We start from the raw sequence: 18785 nt of genomic DNA, 5'->3' as shown, positions 1-18785 counted from the left end.
CGGCCGACCGCTCGACGGGGCCGTCATCTGCGGCCCGTCGGTGCTCGGGGGTCCGGCCCGCGTCGGCCGATCCGTCCTCGCTCACGCCGTCTCACCCCACGTTCCGAACAGCCCGTCGGGTTTGACGAGCAGGACGAGGATCATGATGGCGAACGGGGCGGCCAGCTCCGCCGGCGGGTACTGCCAGATCGCCCAGCGGCTGAGCACGCCGACGAGCATGGCGGCGACGAACGCGCCGCGAAGGCTGCCCAGCCCGCCGATGACGATGACGACGAACGAGAGCACGAGCGGGTTCGTCCCCATCGCCAGGTTCGCCGTGCTCTGCGGGAGCGCGATGGCGCCGGCAAAGCCCGCGAGGAACGCGCCGAGCGCGAACACGAGCGTGAACGTCCGGTCCGGGCTGACGCCGATGGCGGTCGCCATCTCCCGGTCGATCGCGGTCGCGCGGATGAGCCGCCCGGTCCGCGTCCGGTCGAAGAACCAGAACAGCGCGACCACGACGACCGCGCCGACCGCGATGATGACGAGCTTGTACGTCGGGAAGTTCAGGCCGACCAGTTCCGCGGCCGGGATCCGGTTGATGCCGCTGTACACGTTCTGGGCGCGAACGGGCGTCGGGCCCCAGGCGAGCTTGTTGAAGTCCTTGATGATCAACAGGAGCCCGAACGTCAACACGAGCTGGTACACCTCGTCCCGCTCGTAGAGCGGCCTGAGGAACACGGACTCGACGATCGCGCCGACCGGCACGAGCACGAGCGCGGCGACGACGGCGGCCACGAGCGCGAGCCCGAGGTACAGGCCGAGCTGGACCGGACCCTCGGGGGCCACGACGACGCCCGAGACGTAGCCGAACACCGAGAAGGCGACGTAGGCGCCGAGCGCGAACAGTTCCCCGTGTGCGAGGTTCAACACGTCCAGGATGCCCAGGATGACGGTCAGCCCCGAGGCGATGAGAAACAGGATGAACCCGTACTGGATCCCGTTGAGCGTGTGCGTGAGCAGGTTTGCGAGTTCTATCTGCATGTGAGGATGGTTGGGAACGGTGACGGTCGTTATCGGTACCACCGGCGATCGTGCGGTTCCGGGGGGTCCAGCCGGCTCACCAGCCGTTCACCCACTCCTCCGCGGTCGTCCCCTCCGGCGGCGACACCTCCTGGGGCGCGTAGGCGTTCACGTCCTCCAGCACCGCGGCGCCGACTTCCTCCGACCAGGCCATCCGGCCCGAGAACGCGTTGGACTTGCCCTGGTGGCCGGCGCTCATGACGTGGTAGCCGGCCGGCGTGTAGAAGCCGTGTCCCTCGAGTCCGCGCGCGATCTGGTCCTGGCTCGGCCAGCCGCCGATGACGTCGACCAGTTTCGCGACCGCGGTCGCCCAGGCGGTGACCGCCCCGTAGCCGCTCATGAAGTGGGCGGTGGGGACGATGTCCCACTCGTCCCGTGCGGCCCCGAACGTGTCGTCGTTGGGCGCCCAGCGCGAGCGGTCCGGGAACCCCCAGTACCAGTTTCGCGACCCGGAGATCGCGTCGGCCTCCTCGACGACGTTCCGTTCGAGTTCGTCGACCGCGCTGTAGAGGACGCTGCCGACGAGCTGGGTGTTCCCGAACATGCCGTTGGCCGACGCCTGGTTCATCATCGTCGTCACGTCGCCGCCCCACTGGCTGGAGAAGGTCACGTCCGGCTGGACGTTGTTGATCTCTGTGATGTGGGTGGCCATGTCCGTCGCCCCGAGGTCCGGGAACCCCTCGTAGACGGAGTCGACGCCGCCGTCGACGAGCTGGTTCATCGCGAGTTCGAAGAACTTCCACTCGTCCTGGCCGAACGCGTAGTTCGGGTTGATGCCGGCGATGGTGTCGATCTCGTCGGCGCCCACGCGCGAGACCGCCTCGCGGGCGGCCGTGACACACTCCATCACGTCGTAGTTCTGGAAGCGGAACGAGTAGGTGGGGTCCTCGACCGTCCCCTCGTACAGCGTCGTGACCGTCCCGTCCGTCGAGACGTTGACCACGCCCTGGGACTCGACCTCCGGGGCCATCGCCGCGTGCCCGCCGCTGGAGATGGGGCCGAAGGTGACGTCCTTGCCCTCGTCGACGAACTGCGTGTAGTTCTCGACGTGGGCGTCGGCCTCGTGGACCGTGTCGAGTTCCATCTCCCGGCCGGCGATGCCGCCGGCGTCGTTGATCCGCCGGACCGCGAGTTCGGCGCCGTGCTGGGCCTGGAGGCCGAGGACCGCCGCCGCACCCTCGGTGAACGTCTGCAGGCCGGCCTGGATCGGCTCGTCCGGGACGTCGGCCTCCCCCTCGACGTCGCTCTGGGAGCCGCCGAGCAGCGTGCTACAGCCGGCGAGCGCCGTCGCGACGGCCGTCCCGCCGGCCGCCGCCAGCATCGTTCGCCTGTTCATGCCGCCGTTTCGTTCGTCCGTCGGTGTGTCCTGGCTCATGGGTTCGTCGTCTCCGTGACGTCTCCGACCGGGCGCACGGCCGTGTGTTCGGTCGCGTCGGCCGTGGTCCCAACTGTCACGATCGTTACCGACGGTCCAGGTTCCCGAATAACCGCAGGTTGACGTGTAAACCGGCGGGCCGGATCGGCGATTCCGGCCCTCGCGCAGTTCCCGTGCCGGCGGCCCGTCGGCCCGCAAATCCGACGGGTCCGGTCGGCCGGTTCACCGCGCGTCCTTCAGGCTCTCGAGCGCCTCCGGGTTCTCCATCGAGGAGAGGTCGCCCGGGTCCTCGCCCTCGTGGACCGCCGAGATCGCCCGCCGGATGATCTTGCCCGACTGCGTCTTCGGGAACTCCTCGACGAACAGGATCTCGCGGGGCCGGAACGGCTTGCCGTGCTCTGCGCCCACCAGCGTCGTGAGTTCGCCCCGGAGGTCCTCGCTCGGGTCGACCCCGTCCTCCAGCACGACGTAGGCGACGACCGCGGTACCGGTCGTCTCGTCGGGGACCCCGACTGCGGCCGCCTGGTTCACCGCGTCGTGGTCGATGAGCACGCCCTCGATCTCGGCCGGCCCGATCTTCCGGCCCGCGACGTTGAGCGCGTCGTCCGCACGGCCGTGGAGGAACCAGAAGCCGTCCTCGTCCTTCTGGGCCCAGTCGCCGTGGTTCCACAGCGGGGGGTCCCGGAACGTCGACCAGTACTCCCGCAGGTACCGCTCGTCGCCCGACCACAGGCTCCTGGTCATCGACGGGCAGGAGTCGCGCGCGACGAGGTAGCCCCGCTCGTGGGAGTCCGCGATGGAGTTGCCCTCCACGTCCACGACGTCGACGTCCATCCCCAGCCCCGGCCCGCCGAGCGTGCAGGGTTTCAGCGGCTGGTCCGGCATCGGCATGAGGAAGCAGCCGCAGATCTCGGTGCCGCCCGAGATGTTGATGATCGGGCACTCGCCGCCGCCGACGTTCTCGTAGAACCACAGCCAGGACTCGGGGTCCCAGGGCTCGCCGGTCGACCCGAGCAGGCGGAGGCTCGACAGGTCGTGTTCGTGGACGTGCGCGTCGCCGTGCTTGCGGAGCGCGCGGATGGCGGTCGGGGAGATGCCGAACGCGGTGATGCCGTGCCGTTCGATCACGTCCCAGAAGCGGTCCGGTCCGGGGTGGTCGGGCGCGCCCTCGTACATGACGATCGTGCCGCCGAACGTGTGGTTGCCGATGAGCGTCCACGGGCCCATCATCCAGCCGATGTCGCTCACCCAGAAGAAGCGGTCCTCGGGCTTGTGGTCGAAGCCGAAGTACAGTTCCTTCGCGCACTGCAACTGCACGCCCGCGTGGGTGTGCACGATGCCCTTCGGGGTCCCCGTGGTGCCCGAGGAGTACAGCAGCATCGACTCCTGGTTCGACGGAAGCGACTTGGTGTCGTACGCGCTGGACTGCGGTTCCACGGCGTCGACCCACCACTCGTCGCGGTCCCCGTCCCAGGGGACGTCGACGCCGTTCCCGTCGGCTCCGTCCCGAGTTCCGAACCGGTCGTACACCACCGTGTGCTCGACGTGGCCGGCCTGTGCGATGGCCTCGTCGGCGGTGTCCTTCAGGGTGACCTCGCCCCCGCGGCGGTGGAAGCCGTCGCCCGTGAACAGCACCGAGCACTCCGAGTCGTCGATCCTCGTGGCGGTCGCGTCGACGCCGAAGCCCGAGAAGATGGGTACCGCGATCGCGCCGACCTTGAAACAGCCGTACAGGATGGAGATGACCTCGGGCACCATCGCCATGTACAGGCCGACGGTGTCCCCCGTTTCGATCCCGACCGATTCGAGGTAGTTCGCCACCCGGTTGGCCTGCCGGTGGAGGTCGTGGTAGGTGACGTGGCGCTCGTCGCCCGGTTCGCCCTCCCAGATGCACGCCACACTGTTGCGGGCGGGCGAGTCGAGTGCGGCGTGGCGGTCGAGGACGTTGTGCGCGACGTTGAGTTCCCCGCCGGGGTACCAGTCGGAGAACTGCGGGCCGTCCGTGTCGTCCCGGACGGCCTCGTAGGGTTCGTAGAACTCGACACCCAGGTAGTCGACGAGTTCGTCCCAGAACCAGTCGACGCCCGACGCCTCGACGCCCTCGATCCCGTGGCAGGTGCGCTGGATGAGTTCGTCGTAGTCGTCGATGCCGTACGCGCGCATGAACTCGCGGACGTTGGTGGCCTCCGCGAAGGCTTCGTCCGGTTCGTGGACCACCTCGTCCGTGCCGACCTCCGTGGGCGTCATCTCGTGCAGGAATTTTCGTGTGGGGATAAGTAGGTTTGCGAGTCCCGGGCGGGAAGGGAGGTCGGAGCGAACGGGTGTCGCGGAGATCGCCCGAGCGGGGCGGAGGGGGGCGTCGCGAGGACCGGACGACCGGGCTCGTCGTGGAAAGTCATTTGGCACCACGCGACACCGTTCGACCATGACACGCGGACAGACACTCCGCCCGTTCTACTGGCGGGCGACGACGCTGTTCCCCGAGCAGGAGATCGTCTCCCGGACGAGGGGCGGCCGGACGCGCCACGACTACGCGGCGTTCGGCGACCGGGTCGCACGGCTCGCCGGAGCGCTCCGCGACTTGGGCGTGGAACCGGGCGATCGGGTCGGGACGTTCGGCTGGAACACCCACCGGCACATGGAGGCGTACTACGCGCCGCCGCTCCTCGGCGCACAGTTGCACACGATCAACGTCGTCCTCCCGGACGACGACGTGGAGTTCATCGTCGGGGACGCGGCCGACGACGTGCTCCTCGTCGACCCTGGCGAGCCGTTCGAGACGGTCGAGCGACTGTTCGAGCGCTTCGACTCCGTCGAGCACGTCGTCGTCATGGACGAGGAGGCCCCCGAGAGCGACCTGCCCGTCCGCGCCTACGACGAACTCCTCGTGGGGGCCGACCCCGTCGAGGAGTGGCCGGACGTCGACCCCGACGCGCCGGCCGGGATGTGCTACACCTCGGGCACGACCGGGACGCCGAAGGGGGTCGAGTACACGCAGGCGATGATGCACGCCCACGCGATGATGGTCCAGACCCCCTCCGCGATCGGCATCGGCCAGTCGGACGTCGTCATGCACGTCGTGCCGATGTACCACGTCAACTCGTGGAACTTCCCGTACGCAGCCACCGTCGCGGGGGCGAAACAGGTGTACCCCGGCCCCTCGCCCGACACCGAGACGCTCGCGTCCCTCGTCGAATCGGAGGGGGTGACGCTGACGGCGGGCGTCCCGACCGTGTTCATCGACCTGCTGGAGTACGCCGACCGGAACGACGTGGACTTCTCGTCGCTGGAGCGCATCGTCGTCGGCGGGTCGGCGGCGCCGAAGGGGGTCATGCGCCGGTACGCCGAGGAGTACGACGTGACCGTCGACCACGCCTGGGGGATGACCGAGACGATGTCCATCGCCTCGATCTCCCGACCCAAGCGGGGGATGGATCTCGACGGCGACGGGGAACTGGACCTCCGGGCCAAACAGGGGCTCCTCTCGCCCGGCCTGGAGATGTCCGTCGTCGACGACGACGGCGAGGACGTGCCGTGGGACGGGGAGTCCTTCGGCGAACTCCGGGTGCGCGGGCCGACCGTCGTGGACGAGTACTACGACCGGCCCGAGGCCACCGAGGAGAGCTTCGAGGACGGCTGGCTCAGGACGGGCGACATCGCGACCGTCGACGAGGAGGGTTACTTCGAGATCGTCGACCGCGCGAAGGACGTGATCAAGTCCGGCGGCGAGTGGATCTCCAGCATCCGCCTGGAGAACGCCCTGATGGAACACGACGACGTGGTCCAGGCCGCGGTCGTCGCGGTTCCGCACGATCGGTGGCGTGAACGGCCCGTCGCCGCCGTCGTCACCTCCGGCGCGGTCGACGAGGGGGAACTCCGGGACCACCTCTCGGGGTCGTTCCCGCGCTGGTGGCTCCCCGACGACGTTCACGTCCGTGAGTCGATCCCGAAGACCGCGACCGGGAAGTTCGACAAGAAGGCGCTGCGCAAGGAACTGGCTGACGCTCCCACGCCGCACGCCCCCGAGGAGTACTGAGCGGCGTTTCTCACTGCGGGGTCCGATTCGGTTCATCGACGTGTCGCGCGGCCGATCCGGACGCCGGAGCGGGAACCGGACGCGCGGCGAGCGACCGAGGGACACGCGAGCGGGGAAATAACGACTTCCGAGGTGTGTGCCCGAGGGCAAGCGCGGACGCGGTCCCCCGAGTCGAGAGTCGCGGTGGCTTTCGCAGTCATCCCCCGTTCCACGACACCACAACCCCATCGGGTACGATCGTCTCCCCTGCTCACGACGGCAAGGAGTAAGTCAGCTCGCACGCACCCGTCCGCATGGACCAATTCGACCCGGTATCGGCGCTCGACCTGTCGGACCGGGTCTCCGTCGTGACCGGCGGCACGCGTGGGATCGGCAGGGCGGTCGCTCTCGGTCTGGCCCGGGCGGGTGCGGACGTGGTGCCCACCTCCCGGACGCCGGAGGACGTCAAGGACGCGGTTTCTGCCGTCGAAGCCGAGGGAGTGGACTCGCTCGCCCGGCCGACGGACGTGACCGACCCCGAGGCGGTCGACGGGCTGATGGCGGCCGTCGAGGCGGAGTTCGGTCGGCTGGACGTCGTCGTGAACGACGCCGGCGTCAACCCAGACGGGGCGCTCGGACTCCCCGAATCGACGACCGAGGAGGGGATCCGGTCGGTGCTGGACGTGAACCTGGAGGGGGCGCTCCGGTGTGCCCGGGCGGCGGCCCCGGCGCTCCGGGCCGACGGCGGAGGGTCGCTCGTGAACGTCGCCAGCGTCGGCGGACTCGTCGGCCTGCCGCGCCAGCACCCGTACGTCGCCTCGAAACACGGGCTCGTCGGCGTCACGCGGAGCATGGCGCTCGACTGGGCGCCCGACGTCCGGGTGAACGCGGTCGCACCCGGCTACGTGCTCACCGACCTGACCGAGGGTGTCGCCGCGGACGACGACCTCCGGGAGTCGGTCCTGGGACGCACCCCGCTCGGCCGGTTCGCCGAACCGGAGGAGGTCGCCGGGCCGGTCGTCTTCCTCGCCTCCGAGGCGGCGTCGTACGTCACCGGCGCGTGTCTCGCCGTCGACGGTGGCTGGACGGCGCGGTAGCCCCGGCGCCACCGGCCCCTCGGCCGAGGGGGACCGTCGCCGCACTGCCCGCGGGACCCGCGGCCCCAAAACGACTTTCCACCCCCCCACGTACTGATACGTATGTACGTCCGCGATGCCAGGAACCGGGACGAGGTCTGGCTGCTCGACCACATCGAAGCCATGGGGCTCGACGAGGGCTCGTTCCGCTCCCGGGACTACGTCATCGCGGTCGAGGAGGGGACGAACGAGCGGGCCGGGTTCGGCCGCGTCCGCCTCCACAAGACCGACGAGGGCGAGTTCTGCGAGCTGACGAGCATCGGGGTGCTCGAAGACTGGCGCGACCAGGGCGTCGGCGCGCACGTGCTCGAACGCCTGGTCGACGAGGCCGGCGACGACGGCTTCGAGGTCATCTTCTGCTTCACGGCGACGCCGGAGTACCTCACGCAGTTCGGCTTCGAGCGCGTGAGCGAGGACGCGCTCCCGGGCCCGATGCGCGACCGCCTCGAGTCGGTTCGCGAGGACCACCCCGACGTCGTTCCGCTGGCGCTCGACCGCGAGCGGTTCGAGATGCCCGACGAGCTACGGGAGTCGTTCAAGGTCGCCTCGCCGCAGGGCGGCGAGCCCGCCCCGGAGCCGGAGGACACCGCCGAGGACTTCGGGATCGACCCCGACGAGGCGACGTACAAGTACGACACCGGCCGGTGAGAACGGGGAAGCCAGCCGCCGTCCGGGAGGAGCGTCGAGCGGTCGCTACGTCCGCCCCTCGAGGAAGTCCGTCGAGAACACGAGGTACGCGAGCACCGAACAGAACAGGATCGGCGGGAGGATGGCGAAGCCCCACAGCGGCTCGATGCCCCAGCGGAGCAGGAGTATCACGTCCGCGAGGCCGATGGCGAGGAACGGGAGCGTCGACAGCACGCCGCGTTTCCGGTTCCGCGTGCCGGCCTCGTCGGGACGGTTCCCGTCGACGCCGGCGGGGGGCTCCCGCGGCCCGTCCCTGCCGGCCCCGGCGGCGCCGTCGGCGTCGGCGGCCGCGCCCCCGTCCGGCGTCGTGACCATACCGACAGTGGGCCACCCGGGCACAAAAACCGACCGCTAGACGGCCCCGTCGTCGTAGCGGGAGGCGATCGTGACGAGTCCGAACAGGACCCCCACCAGGAACAGCGACAGGACGGCGCCGTACAGCGCCATCGCCGCGGACGTTCCCGGAAGCCGCGCCAGTCCGAACACGCTCACGGTGCCCACGGCGTTGTTCGCCGCGACGACGTATCCCGCCGCAGCGGCGAACGCCGTCACCGCCGCTCCGGCCCCCGCGAGGTACGGTCGGCCGTCGGCGTCCGCGCCGACCCGGCCGTCGTGGCGGTCGACGGGTCGCGCGTCGCCGTCCCCCGTGCCGTCGTCGGCCGGCGTGTCTCCGGCGCCCGGCGCGCCGCTGCCGCCTCCAGTTGCGTCGTGGCCCGCCCCCGGATCGCTCACGGCCGGAGTTGGTCGCCCCCGGACATGGGTCTGTCGGGGTCGCCCCCGACTCGGTCCGGCGGAGCGTCCCCGGGCGTCGGTCTGGCGGGATTTATGGTCCGGCGCGGGCGAGGTGGACGCCATGACCGACCCGAACGACCCGGAGCCGCGGACGGACGCCGGCGCCCCGGCCGCGGACCCGCTGGTGGCGAAGGCGCGCGAGGCGCACGAGGACGCGTACGTCCCGTACTCGGAGTACGCCGTCGGCGCCGCCGTCCGGACCGGCGACGGCTCCGTCTTCGTCGGCTGCAACATCGAGAACGCGAACTACTCCAACTCGCTGCACGCCGAGGAGGTCGCGATCGCGGAGGCGGTGAAGAACGGCCACGACGAGTTCGAGCGCGTGGCCGTCTCCTCGGCCGCCCGCGACGGCGTCACCCCCTGCGGAATGTGCCGGCAGACGCTCGCGGAGTTCGGCGCCGAGTCGACGACGGTCGTCTGTGACGAGGGCGACTGCGTGACCGAGTACACGCTCGGCGAACTGCTCCCGAACGCCATCAGCCTCGAGACGCTGGAGGCGGCCGAGGCCGCCCGCGACGCCGACGACTGAGCGGTCGGCTCCCCGCATCAACGTCCGGTCCGGCGGACGCCGACGAGGTAGGCCGGGTTCCAGGACGCCCGCCGCTCGAACACCGTGTCGAGCACGAACTCGAGGTCCCACTCCCGGCCGGCGAACAGCTTCCGGATCTCACCCCGGGAGAGCGACGCCCCGTGGTTGGGGCCGCCGTCCGGTCGCGCGTCACAGAGCAGGTAGTAGTAGCCGTCGGGGTCGAGTACCTCTGCGAGGCCGTCCACCAGGCGAACCTGCTCGTCGTCGCCGAGACAGTGGAGCATCGCGGAGTCGACGACGGCGTCGACGCGGACGCCGAGTTCGGGGAGCTTCAGCGCGTCCCAGACGAGGAAGTGCGCCCGAACCCGGCGCCAGCGTGCCTTCAGGCGCGCCTGCGCGACGGCGCTCGGCGCGAAGTCGATGCCGAGCACCTCGTGTCCCCGACGCGCGAGGAACAGCGACAGTTCGCCGGTTCCACAGCCGACCTCCAGCACCCGACGGCCGATGCGGCCGGCCTCCTCCAGGTGGACGAACGCCCGCTGCGGGCGGCCGATGTCCCAGTTCGGGGGCGCCCCACGGTAGGCCGCGTCGAACCCGTAGGCCGCCGCGGGGTTCTCGGGGGGGAGGCCGGGGTCCGCTTGGGTGCTCACGGAGTACGTTCTCTCGGCGCCCGCTTAAGTCTCGGGCGGGGATCGACGGTGCGGCGCCGACGGGGCCATCGGGACGGTCACCTCGGCGGTACGGTCCACCGACCGGGGCGTCGTGACGCCGTCCGGGCGAGCGGAACGCGGAAGGACTAACATCCGAGTCGCCGAATCCACGCGGCATGACCGACGCGAGCGAGGACCCGAACGACGACGTCCAGTACCACGTCGAGGTCGGGCCCGAGGACGTGGCCGACACGGTGCTTCTGCCCGGCAACCCGGAGCGCGTGGACAAGGTGACCGCGCTGTGGGACGAGCACGAGGAGGTCGGCCAGCACCGCGAGTACCGAACCGCGACGGGAACGTACGACGGCGAGCCGCTCTCGGTGACCTCCACCGGCATCGGGTCGCCCTCGGCGGCCATCGCGGTCGAGGAACTGGCGCGCGTCGGCGTGGACACCTTCATCCGCGTCGGCTCCTGCGGGGCCATCCAGGAGGGGATGGACGTGGGCGACCTCGTCGTCACCTCGGGCGGCGTCCGCCAGGAGGGGACGAGCAAGGAGTACGTCCGGGAGGACTACCCCGCGACGGCCGACCACGAGGTCGTCTCGGCGCTCGTCGCCGCCGCCGAGCGGCTCGACCACGACTACCACGTCGGACTGACGATGTCGGCCGACTCCTTCTACGCCGGGCAGGGACGGCCCGGGTTCGAGGGGTTCGAGGCCGCCGGCGCGGCCTCGCTCGTCAAGGAACTCCGGGAGGCGAACGTGAAGAACATCGAGATGGAGGCCTCGGCCATCATAACCATCGCGAACGTGTACGGCCTCCGCGCCGGCGCGGTGTGTACGGTGTACGCGAACCGGATCACCGGCGAGTTCCGCACCGAGGGCGAGTCGCGGGCCGTCGAGTGCGCGAGCCTCGCGGCGGCGCTGCTCGCGCGGATGGACGAGGTGAAAGCCGAGGCCGGCGTCGACCGCTGGCACGCCGGCCTGTCGCTGGAGTAGGCGGCCGCGGGAGTCGGCGATCCGTCGGGCGGCCGTCGTCCAACTCGTTCGGGACGGTTGACAGTCGGAGACCGTTTCAATACCCCTTTATCCCCCGACACGGAACCGCCGTCCATGAGTACGGACGTCGTCGTCATCGGCTCGGGCTACGCCGGTGCAGGCGCAGTGAAGGCGTTCGAGGACGAGATCGAAGCCGGCGAGGCGAACCTGACGTGGGTCTCCGAACACGACTACCACCTGGTGCTCCACGAGGTCCACCGCTGCATCCGGACCCCCGCGGTGGAGTCGAAGGTCGCCATCCCGGTCGACGAGATCAAGGACGACGCGACGACGTTCGTGAAGGGGCGGGTCACCGGCGTCGACACCGACGAACGAACCGTCGAGGTCGAGGACGGGGAGGACGTCGACTACGACTACCTGCTCGTCGCGGTGGGCTCCGCGACGGCGTTCTACGGCATCGAGGGGCTCCGCGAGCACTCGCTCACGCTGAAGGGACTCGACGACGCCCGCGAGATCCACCGGGCGCTCGAGGACGCCGCCGAGGAGGCCACCGAGATGGAGCCCGCGCAGGTGCTCGTCGGCGGGGCGGGCCTCTCGGGCATCCAGTCGGCGGGCGAGATCGCGGAGTACCGCGACGACACGCGCTCGCCGATCGACGTCACCCTCGTCGAGGGGCTCGACGAGGTGTTCCCCGGGAACGACCCCGAGGTGCAGGGGGCGCTCCGCAAGCGCCTGCAGGAGTTGGACGTGGAGATCCTCACGGGCGACTTCATCTCGAAGGTCGACGAGGAGACGGTGTACCTCGGCGGCGGCGAGGACGAGGAGTCCGAGGAACTGGCCTACGACGTCCTGCTCTGGACCGGCGGCATCACCGGCCAGGAGGAGATCGCCGCGGTCGACGTGGAGAAGGACGAACGCTCCAACCGCGTGTTCGCCGACGCCACCTTCGAGACGAGCGCGGACCGCGTGTTCGCCATCGGCGACACCGCGCTGGTTGACCAGGGCGACGACGAGGTCGCGCCCCCGACCGCGCAGGCGGCCTGGCAGGCCGCCGAGGTCGCCGGCGAGAACCTCGCGCGCGCCGTCCGCGGTGCGCCGCTCCGCTCGTGGCACCACGAGGACAAGGGGACGGTCATCTCGGTCGGTGACGAGGCGGTCGCCCACGACGTGCCGGTCGTGCCGATCAACACCTTCGGCGGCCCCGGCGCGAAGATGCTGAAGAAGGCGATCGCCGCGCGCTGGATCAGCTCCGTCTCCTCGCACGGGCGGGCGCTCAGCGCGTGGAGCGACATGTGAGGGCGGGGGAGACGGGGGTCACCGTGAGCAGGGCGAAGGGGTAGATTGCGGGCGATTTTCGGCTACATCGGTTCCGGGAGCGGCGTCGCCGGAGCCGAACCGGGGGCGAGCCGGACGGAGCGGGGTCGTCGCTCCACGTCCGCGCGCCGCCGCCGCAGTTGGGACGCGCGGAGCGACCGTGCCGGGTGCCGTCCGAACCCGTCGAGGGGGCGGGTCGTCGCGGGTCCGCGGTCGGGAGGCCGGCCGTTCAGTGGGCCGGCTCCTCTGTCGGCGCGCGCATCCCGACGATCTTCAGGATGAGCACGCTCGAGGTCTCGTCCTTCCCGTCGACGGTCCCCTCGATGGAGAGCTTCGACAGCGGCGTCGGGCCGACGGTCACCGAGTCGCCCTCGTGGAAGTCGAGAACCGATCCCTGGAGGTGGACCTCCGCGCGGCACAGTTCCGGGTGGTGGACCGACGTCAGGTTGATCTCCTGGACGTTGACGTTGTCCAGCCGCTCGCCCTCGTGGAACAGCGGCGTCGCCGCCGGCTCGTCGAGGCTCTGGAGGTCCAGCGCCTCGAAGGCGTTCGCGGTCGGCTTGTACCCGCCCTTCGGGCCGGGGACGCCCTCGACCAGTTGGAGCGCCTTCAGGCTCTGCATCTGGTTGCGGATGGTGCCGGGGTTGCGCCCGACGGCCTCCGCGATCGTCTCGCCCTTTACGGCGTCCTCCTCCTCGCGGAAGATGTTCACGAGTTCGTTGAGGATCTTCCGCTGACTGTCCGTGAGTTCGATGGACGACATTTAAGTGGACAATGTTCCGGAACGTGCATAAAACCACGGAACCCGGGACGGCGGCGGGGCGGTCCGGACGAACGCCCGCCGGGCCCGGGACCGACACCCCTTTGCGGGAGCGAACTGCTTGGGAACCCATGCAGGGAAAGCGCGTGCTCGTCACCGGCGGCGCCGGCTTCATCGGCTCGAACCTGGCGAACCGACTCGCCGAGCGGAACGAGGTCGTCGCGCTGGACGACCTCTACCTCGGCACGCCCGACAACCTGGGCGACGACGTGGAGTTCGTCGAGGGGTCGGTGCTCGACGACGACCTCCCGGCGGACGTGGACGCCGTCTTCCACCTCGCGGCGATGTCCTCCCGGAACATGCACGAGGAGGACCCCGCCCGCGGCGCGCGGGTCAACGTCGAGGGGTTCGTCAACACGGTCGAACAGGCGCAGCGGGCCGGCTGTGACCTCGTCGTCTACGCCTCGACCTCATCCATCTACGGCAGCCGGACCGAGCCGTCCCCCGAGGACATGGAGGTGGAGGCCCGCACGGGCTACGAGGCGTCGAAGCTCGCCCGCGAGCACTACGGGGACTACTACCGCAACCACCACGGCATGGACGTCGCGGGTCTCCGGTTCTTCTCCGTCTACCAGGGGTTCGGCGGCGCCGAGGAGCACAAGGGCGAGTACGCGAACACGGTCGCGCAGTTCGCCGACCTGATCGCGAACGGCGAGGCGCCCGAACTGTTCGGCGACGGCTCACAGACCCGCGATTTCACCCACGTCGACGACGTCGTCCGCGGCATCGAGGCGGTGGCTGACCACCGGCTCAACGGCATCTACAACCTCGGAACTGGCGAGAGCTACAGCTTCAACGAGATGGTCGCGATGATCAACGACGCGCTGGGCACCGACATCGAGCCCGAGTACGTCGAGACGCCGTTCGACGATTACGTCCACGACACGAAGGCCGACGTCTCGAAGGTCCACCGGGCGACCGGCTGGGAGCCCGAGATCGGCTTCGAGGAGGGCGTCCGGCGGGTGTGTGCCCCGTACCTCGACTGAGCCCGGCAGGACGCCCCGGCCACGGTCCGGGTCGGCTCCCGACCGTGGCCGAACTCCGACCATCCGACCGGGATCCCAGCGTCGATCACCCGGACCGGTTCCTGTCGACGAACTCCACCTCCACCGTCGGGGTCTCCCCGGTCCGCTCGCGCACGGCATCGCGCAACCGATCCGCGAGTTCGGGGTACGGCTCGCCGGCCGGCCGGGCGACGACGACCATGAACGACTCCGACTCGGACGTCCCGGAGACGAACTCGACGTGCGTCGACACCAGTTCGAGTTCCTGGTAGCGGGGCTCCTCGAGCGTCGCCTCGACGGCGTCGTTGGCCTCGTTCTCGAAGGCGACGTGGTCCGCGATGAGGAGGCCGGGCGCGAGGACGAGCACGGCGGTGACCGTCGCGGCGACGAGGAAGCGCCGCGAGCGCGCCGCGCGGGCCAGGTCCCTGACCGGCCCCGCGTGGTCCGACCAGGGCCGGTAGCCGAGGTACCAGAGGACGCCGACCGCGGCGGCGTTGATGGAGACGGCGTTGACGAGCAACAGCACCCCCGCGCCGACCGCGACGCCGGTGTAGCCCCACGCGACCCCGATGCCCGAGGCGGCCGCCGCGGGGACGAGCGCCACGGCGACCGCGACGCCGACCAGCGACTCCGGGACGTCGGACGCGAGGCTGAACCCGCCGGCCGCGCCGGCACACAGTCCCACCAACAGGGTGAGCAGCCCCGGCGAGGTCCGGGTGCTGATCTGGTCCACCGTGGAGATGTCGAGGACCGGCGGGACGAAGCCGGCGTTACGGAGCGCCCAGCCGAACGCGGCGGCCGCGAGCACCGACCCGGCGAGCGCGTACACCTGCATCCTGATCCCGTCCCGGAGCATCGGTCGGTCGTCGATGGTCGCGCCCACGGCGGCGGTGAGCGAGGCGCCCACCTGCGGGGAGATGACCATCGCGCCCACGACGACCGACGGGGCGTCGAGCACGAGCCCCGCGGTCGCGACGAGCACGCTGAGAAGCGTCATCGCGTAGTACACCAGCCTGCTCGGCGTGAGGTTCAGCGTCTTCGACCGGAGTTCCGCCTCCGTGATGGCGTCCTCCTCGCCCGACCCGTTGACGTACTCCTCTTCGAGTTCGTCGAACCGAGGCGAGCGAGCCGTCTCGGCGCTGGCGACCACGACGTAGTCGTCGTCGTTGAGGCCCGCCTCGTGGACGGCGTCGACGACGCTCTCGACGGCCTCGGTCGGCAACGGGAAGTGGACGAGCGTCGCGTCCCCGTCCGCCTCGGGCGTGTCGACGAAGTCAACCCCATGCTCGTCGAGCGCGTCCAGAACGGGCTCGCGGTCGTCCGCCGGAACGCGCAACTGCACGAGTCGCATACGGTGGCGACTGTAAGGGGGCCAAAATACCTTCCGTCGACCCGTCGGCCGGGGTTCACCTCGTCGGGGAGTCCGTCGGTGCCCGGAGGCGAACGCGGACGATCCGCTAGCCGGCCCGGAGTTCCGCGTCCATCGCGTCGAGTTCCGGCCCCGTCAGCGCGGCGTCGTGGACGCCGAACGGGCCGATCCACCCGGTCCACGGCGACTCGCCCCGCCGGTCGGCGCCGAGGACGAGGTAGTCGTTGTACTCGACGACCGAACCGGGGTCGCCTCCCCGGCCACGTTCGACCCCGTTCGTGTGGAAGCCGAACCCGCTCCCCCTGACGTACGTCAGCGCCACCTGCACCAGCGTCGCGTCGTCGGGACCTCCCTCGGCGGTGAACGAGACGTCGTCGTCCCGACCCGCTGCCGTAACCGTCCACGACGCGTTCCCGTTCCGTTCGACCCGGAGGTTGGTCTCGCCGTCGTGCTTCCCGTACTCGAGGAGCGTCCGTTTCCGGCTACGGACCGCGGGTCGTACGTACGTCACGAGCGAGAACGCGTCGCCGTCCAGCGTCGACACGTACGTGTACGGGAACACGACCCTGCTCGTCCCCTCGGCGAACGTCCGGCCGGGAACCCCGTCGACCGACCCCGCCTCCGCGTCGAAGACGACGCCCGGGCGCCGGTTCCCCCGCTGGTCGACGGCGACTCCATCGTGCCCGTCGAACGTGTAGTAGGCGGCCGTCCGCGAGCGGTCGGCGGGGAGGCTGGACTGCCGCGGCGACGCGTCCGCCGGCACGTAGTAGAGGCCGATGGCGTACCGCCCCTCCGGCGACCCGCCGCGTTCGCCGTCGACCGCACAGAGCCAGCCGTCGCCGTCCCACCAGTGGTCGAAGTGGTGCATGGCCTCCGCGTTCCAGCCGACGCCGCTCTCGGAGAGGACGGGCGACTCGGGGAGTTCGCGGTCGGCGTACGTCGTCGTCGTGAGCTCCGTGACCTCGTAGCCCCGGACCTTGTCCCCGTACTCGTCACGCAGGTCCATGCGGAAGAGGTAGGGCCGATCGCCGACGACGACGGGCCGTCCGGCGTGTCGCGCCCCCTTCAGCCGGTCGGTCACTACGGGGTTCCCCGCGTGTGGTTTCCAGCCCGTGGACTCCAGGTCCTCGCTGTGGAAGGCCATCACGGCGTCGTTTCCCCGGTCGGTGAACAGCCACCATCGTCCCTCGTAGCGGAAGATGACCGGGTCGTGCGGGTAGTACTCGGCCTCGAGGAGGTTCCCGAGGAGTTCCCAGTCGTCGGGGAACGACCGCGCTCGCCAGAGTTCGACGTTCCGGCCCGTGGGTGGGCACATGTAGTACTCCCCTTCCCACTTCCAGACGAGCGGGAACGACGTGTGGGCGTCCTTCTCGAGCACCACGCCCGTGTACTCCCAGTCGCGCCCCTCGGAACTGCGCGCGTGTCCGATGACCGCGTCGGGATCGCGGTCCTCGTTGTACACCTCGAAGAAGAGGTGCCACTCCCCGTCCTCGACGAACAGGAAGGGGTCGGCGACGAGCGTGACGTCGCCGAAGTCCGTGACGTCGTCCGGGGTCAGGACGGGGTTCTCCACGCCCGGGAGGGGGCCGGCCGGGAGCGGCGGGGCCCGGGTCCCCGGGTGGGAGACCGGCGGGATCGTTCGCCCGGAGTCGACCGGTCCGGGGGTGGGGGACGGGGTCGGCTCGGTCGGCCCGGTCCCCGACGTGCCGGTTCGGGTCCCCGTCGGGGACGTCGCGCCGAAGCCCCCCGAGACGGCACAGCCGCTCAACAGCCCGAACGCGCTCGCGACTACCGCTCTCCGTGTGTGGCGCACGGGCGAGGGTAGCCGGAACGGGGGATTTGTTAGCGACCGGGTAACCCGCCCACGCCGGGGCTCCGGTCGCGCCGGCCGACCACCGCCCGCTTCGACATCACTTTACCCGCGTCGCCGAACACTCGAGACATGACCGCCGTCCACATCATCGGCGTGCCGACGGACTACGGCCAGGACCGGCGCGGCGTCGACATGGGCCCCTCGGCCATCAGGTACGCGGGGCTGGCGCGCGAACTGGCGGCCGCCGGCGTGGAGGTCGAGGACGCCGGCGACCTGCCCGTCCCGCGCGCGGAGGAGCGCGACCCCGACTACCGGACGCCGAGCGAGGGGAACGCGAAGTTCCTCCGCGAGACGGAGGACGTGAGCGATCGACTCGCCGACGCGGTGGCAGACACCGTCGCGGACGGCGCGACCCCGCTCGTGCTCGGCGGCGACCACTCGGTCGCCATCGGAAGCCTCCGCGGGAGCGCGAGGGACGCCGACGTCGGCGCCGTCTGGTTCGACGCCCACGGCGACTACAACACGCCGACCACCTCGCCCTCGGGCAACGTCCACGGGATGCCGCTCGCCGCGGCGCTCGGCCACGCTGAGTGGGCGGGCGTCGAGTGGGCGAACGCCCCGCGGCTGCGCGAGGAGAACGTCGTCTACGTCGGCCTCCGGGCGCTCGACGACACCGAACGGGCGGCGATCCGCGGCAGCGAGATGACGGCCTACACGATGTCGGACATCGACGAGCGCGGCATCACCGACGTGGTGGAGGCGGCCATCACGGTGGCCGGCGACGGCGTCGACGGCGTCCACGTGAGCCTCGACCTCGACTGGCTCGACCCCGGAATCGCGCCGGGCGTCGGGACCCCCGTGCGCGGCGGCGTCACCTACCGCGAGGCCCACTACGCGATGGAGCGGGTCGCGGAGTCGGACGTCCTCCGATCGATGGAGGTCGTCGAGGTGAACCCGGTGCTCGACGAGCACAACGAGACCGCGGAACTGGCGACCGAACTGGCCGCGAGCGCGTTCGGGAAGCGGATCCTATAGAACCCCTTTTGCGGGGGCGCGTCCTCGCGCGTCGGCTCCGCCGACGCGCTGCGGCCGGACCCCCGCAAAACCCGTTCCTGTTGGGGGATTCCTCCGGAATCCCACTGCTGACGGGAGACCTTCGATTTCCCGTAATGCTGCCGGAAACCGACGGTTTCTGGCCACATGACGAGCTCCGCTCGTCAG

General features: G+C 70.6%; 17 protein-coding genes. 8 read left to right on the top strand and 9 right to left on the bottom strand.

Annotated features, from left to right (window positions below):
* Positions 1-81: 81 nt before the first annotated feature.
* The 3 genes from HUG12_RS11690 to HUG12_RS11680 all read right to left on the bottom strand — a co-directional run bounded on the left by HUG12_RS11690 (position 82) and on the right by HUG12_RS11680 (position 4684).
* Complete coding sequence (locus HUG12_RS11690; protein WP_179268940.1) at positions 82-1023, bottom strand: branched-chain amino acid ABC transporter permease; 942 nt, start codon at positions 1021-1023, stop codon at positions 82-84.
* A 76-nt stretch (positions 1024-1099) separates the two neighbouring features.
* Positions 1100-2437 (bottom strand): ABC transporter substrate-binding protein, encoded by a 1338-nt coding sequence (locus HUG12_RS11685; protein ID WP_246308039.1) that lies wholly within the window; start codon positions 2435-2437, stop codon positions 1100-1102.
* A gap of 222 nt (positions 2438-2659) precedes the next feature.
* Positions 2660-4684 (bottom strand): AMP-binding protein, encoded by a 2025-nt coding sequence (locus tag HUG12_RS11680; protein ID WP_179268939.1) that lies wholly within the window; start codon positions 4682-4684, stop codon positions 2660-2662.
* Positions 4685-4862: 178 nt separating this feature from the next.
* Here HUG12_RS11680 and HUG12_RS11675 point away from each other — a divergent pair, with 178 nt between their 5' ends.
* The 3 genes from HUG12_RS11675 (at position 4863) to HUG12_RS11665 (ending at position 8236) form a co-directional block, all read left to right on the top strand.
* Positions 4863-6473 (top strand): long-chain fatty acid--CoA ligase, encoded by a 1611-nt coding sequence (locus HUG12_RS11675; protein ID WP_179268938.1) that lies wholly within the window; start codon positions 4863-4865, stop codon positions 6471-6473.
* 293 nt (positions 6474-6766) lie between these two features.
* Positions 6767-7549: an SDR family NAD(P)-dependent oxidoreductase gene (locus HUG12_RS11670; RefSeq protein WP_179268937.1), complete on the top strand. Its 783-nt coding sequence runs from the start codon at positions 6767-6769 to the stop codon at positions 7547-7549.
* Positions 7550-7651: 102 nt separating this feature from the next.
* The gene (locus tag HUG12_RS11665; protein ID WP_179268936.1) at positions 7652-8236 is read left to right on the top strand and encodes a GNAT family N-acetyltransferase; all 585 of its coding nucleotides are present in this window, start codon (positions 7652-7654) and stop codon (positions 8234-8236) included.
* 45 nt (positions 8237-8281) lie between these two features.
* Here HUG12_RS11665 and HUG12_RS11660 read toward each other — a convergent pair whose 3' ends face one another.
* A complete protein-coding gene (locus HUG12_RS11660; protein ID WP_179268935.1) occupies positions 8282-8590 on the bottom strand; it encodes a hypothetical protein in 309 nt (102 codons plus the stop codon).
* Between the two features lie 36 nt (positions 8591-8626).
* Complete coding sequence (locus tag HUG12_RS11655) at positions 8627-9007, bottom strand: DUF7520 family protein (protein WP_179268934.1); 381 nt, start codon at positions 9005-9007, stop codon at positions 8627-8629.
* A 121-nt stretch (positions 9008-9128) separates the two neighbouring features.
* Between HUG12_RS11655 and cdd the strand changes: the two genes are divergently transcribed.
* Positions 9129-9596: a cytidine deaminase gene (cdd, locus tag HUG12_RS11650; protein ID WP_179268933.1), complete on the top strand. Its 468-nt coding sequence runs from the start codon at positions 9129-9131 to the stop codon at positions 9594-9596.
* Positions 9597-9613: 17 nt separating this feature from the next.
* Here the strand turns inward: cdd and HUG12_RS11645 are convergent, their stop codons facing one another.
* Complete coding sequence (locus tag HUG12_RS11645) at positions 9614-10246, bottom strand: class I SAM-dependent methyltransferase (protein ID WP_179268932.1); 633 nt, start codon at positions 10244-10246, stop codon at positions 9614-9616.
* Between the two features lie 176 nt (positions 10247-10422).
* Between HUG12_RS11645 and HUG12_RS11640 the strand changes: the two genes are divergently transcribed.
* Together HUG12_RS11640 and HUG12_RS11635 are read left to right on the top strand one after the other, a co-directional pair.
* Entirely contained in the window at positions 10423-11244 is an 822-nt protein-coding gene (locus HUG12_RS11640) for a nucleoside phosphorylase (protein WP_179268931.1), read from the top strand.
* A 114-nt stretch (positions 11245-11358) separates the two neighbouring features.
* Complete coding sequence (locus HUG12_RS11635; RefSeq protein ID WP_179268930.1) at positions 11359-12540, top strand: NAD(P)/FAD-dependent oxidoreductase; 1182 nt, start codon at positions 11359-11361, stop codon at positions 12538-12540.
* 247 nt (positions 12541-12787) lie between these two features.
* Here HUG12_RS11635 and HUG12_RS11630 read toward each other — a convergent pair whose 3' ends face one another.
* Positions 12788-13321: an HTH domain-containing protein gene (locus tag HUG12_RS11630; RefSeq protein WP_179268929.1), complete on the bottom strand. Its 534-nt coding sequence runs from the start codon at positions 13319-13321 to the stop codon at positions 12788-12790.
* A gap of 128 nt (positions 13322-13449) precedes the next feature.
* On the opposite strand from HUG12_RS11630, the gene HUG12_RS11625 reads away from it, so the two are divergent.
* Positions 13450-14364, top strand: coding sequence for an NAD-dependent epimerase/dehydratase family protein (locus tag HUG12_RS11625; protein ID WP_179268928.1), 915 nt, complete (start codon positions 13450-13452; stop codon positions 14362-14364).
* Between the two features lie 85 nt (positions 14365-14449).
* Here HUG12_RS11625 and HUG12_RS11620 read toward each other — a convergent pair whose 3' ends face one another.
* Positions 14450-15733: a DUF389 domain-containing protein gene (locus HUG12_RS11620; protein ID WP_179268927.1), complete on the bottom strand. Its 1284-nt coding sequence runs from the start codon at positions 15731-15733 to the stop codon at positions 14450-14452.
* Between the two features lie 106 nt (positions 15734-15839).
* Entirely contained in the window at positions 15840-17564 is a 1725-nt protein-coding gene (locus HUG12_RS11615) for a glucosamine inositolphosphorylceramide transferase family protein (protein WP_179268926.1), read from the bottom strand.
* 129 nt (positions 17565-17693) lie between these two features.
* On the opposite strand from HUG12_RS11615, the gene rocF reads away from it, so the two are divergent.
* Positions 17694-18599 carry an arginase gene (gene rocF, locus HUG12_RS11610; protein WP_179268925.1) on the top strand — a complete coding sequence of 302 codons (906 nt, stop codon included), beginning with the start codon at positions 17694-17696 and terminating at the stop codon, positions 18597-18599.
* Positions 18600-18785 lie beyond the last annotated feature (186 nt).

The sequence above is a fragment of the Halorarum salinum genome, from assembly GCF_013402875.1.
GTDB classification, from domain to species: Archaea; Halobacteriota; Halobacteria; order Halobacteriales; family Haloferacaceae; genus Halorarum; species Halorarum salinum.
This window is presented reverse-complemented; position numbering and strand designations above follow the sequence as displayed.

Coding starts and splice junctions, on each gene's coding strand:
- rocF (WP_179268925.1), top strand. CDS start 17,694: ATGACCGCCGTCCACATCATCGGCGTGCCGACGGACTACGGCCAGGAC.
- HUG12_RS11670 (WP_179268937.1), top strand. CDS start 6,767: ATGGACCAATTCGACCCGGTATCGGCGCTCGACCTGTCGGACCGGGTC.
- HUG12_RS11690 (WP_179268940.1), bottom strand. CDS start 1,023: ATGCAGATAGAACTCGCAAACCTGCTCACGCACACGCTCAACGGGATC.
- HUG12_RS11630 (WP_179268929.1), bottom strand. CDS start 13,321: ATGTCGTCCATCGAACTCACGGACAGTCAGCGGAAGATCCTCAACGAA.
- HUG12_RS11685 (WP_246308039.1), bottom strand. CDS start 2,437: ATGAGCCAGGACACACCGACGGACGAACGAAACGGCGGCATGAACAGG.
- HUG12_RS11665 (WP_179268936.1), top strand. CDS start 7,652: ATGTACGTCCGCGATGCCAGGAACCGGGACGAGGTCTGGCTGCTCGAC.
- HUG12_RS11640 (WP_179268931.1), top strand. CDS start 10,423: ATGACCGACGCGAGCGAGGACCCGAACGACGACGTCCAGTACCACGTC.
- cdd (WP_179268933.1), top strand. CDS start 9,129: ATGACCGACCCGAACGACCCGGAGCCGCGGACGGACGCCGGCGCCCCG.
- HUG12_RS11660 (WP_179268935.1), bottom strand. CDS start 8,590: ATGGTCACGACGCCGGACGGGGGCGCGGCCGCCGACGCCGACGGCGCC.
- HUG12_RS11675 (WP_179268938.1), top strand. CDS start 4,863: ATGACACGCGGACAGACACTCCGCCCGTTCTACTGGCGGGCGACGACG.
- HUG12_RS11620 (WP_179268927.1), bottom strand. CDS start 15,733: ATGCGACTCGTGCAGTTGCGCGTTCCGGCGGACGACCGCGAGCCCGTT.
- HUG12_RS11680 (WP_179268939.1), bottom strand. CDS start 4,684: ATGACGCCCACGGAGGTCGGCACGGACGAGGTGGTCCACGAACCGGAC.
- HUG12_RS11625 (WP_179268928.1), top strand. CDS start 13,450: ATGCAGGGAAAGCGCGTGCTCGTCACCGGCGGCGCCGGCTTCATCGGC.
- HUG12_RS11635 (WP_179268930.1), top strand. CDS start 11,359: ATGAGTACGGACGTCGTCGTCATCGGCTCGGGCTACGCCGGTGCAGGC.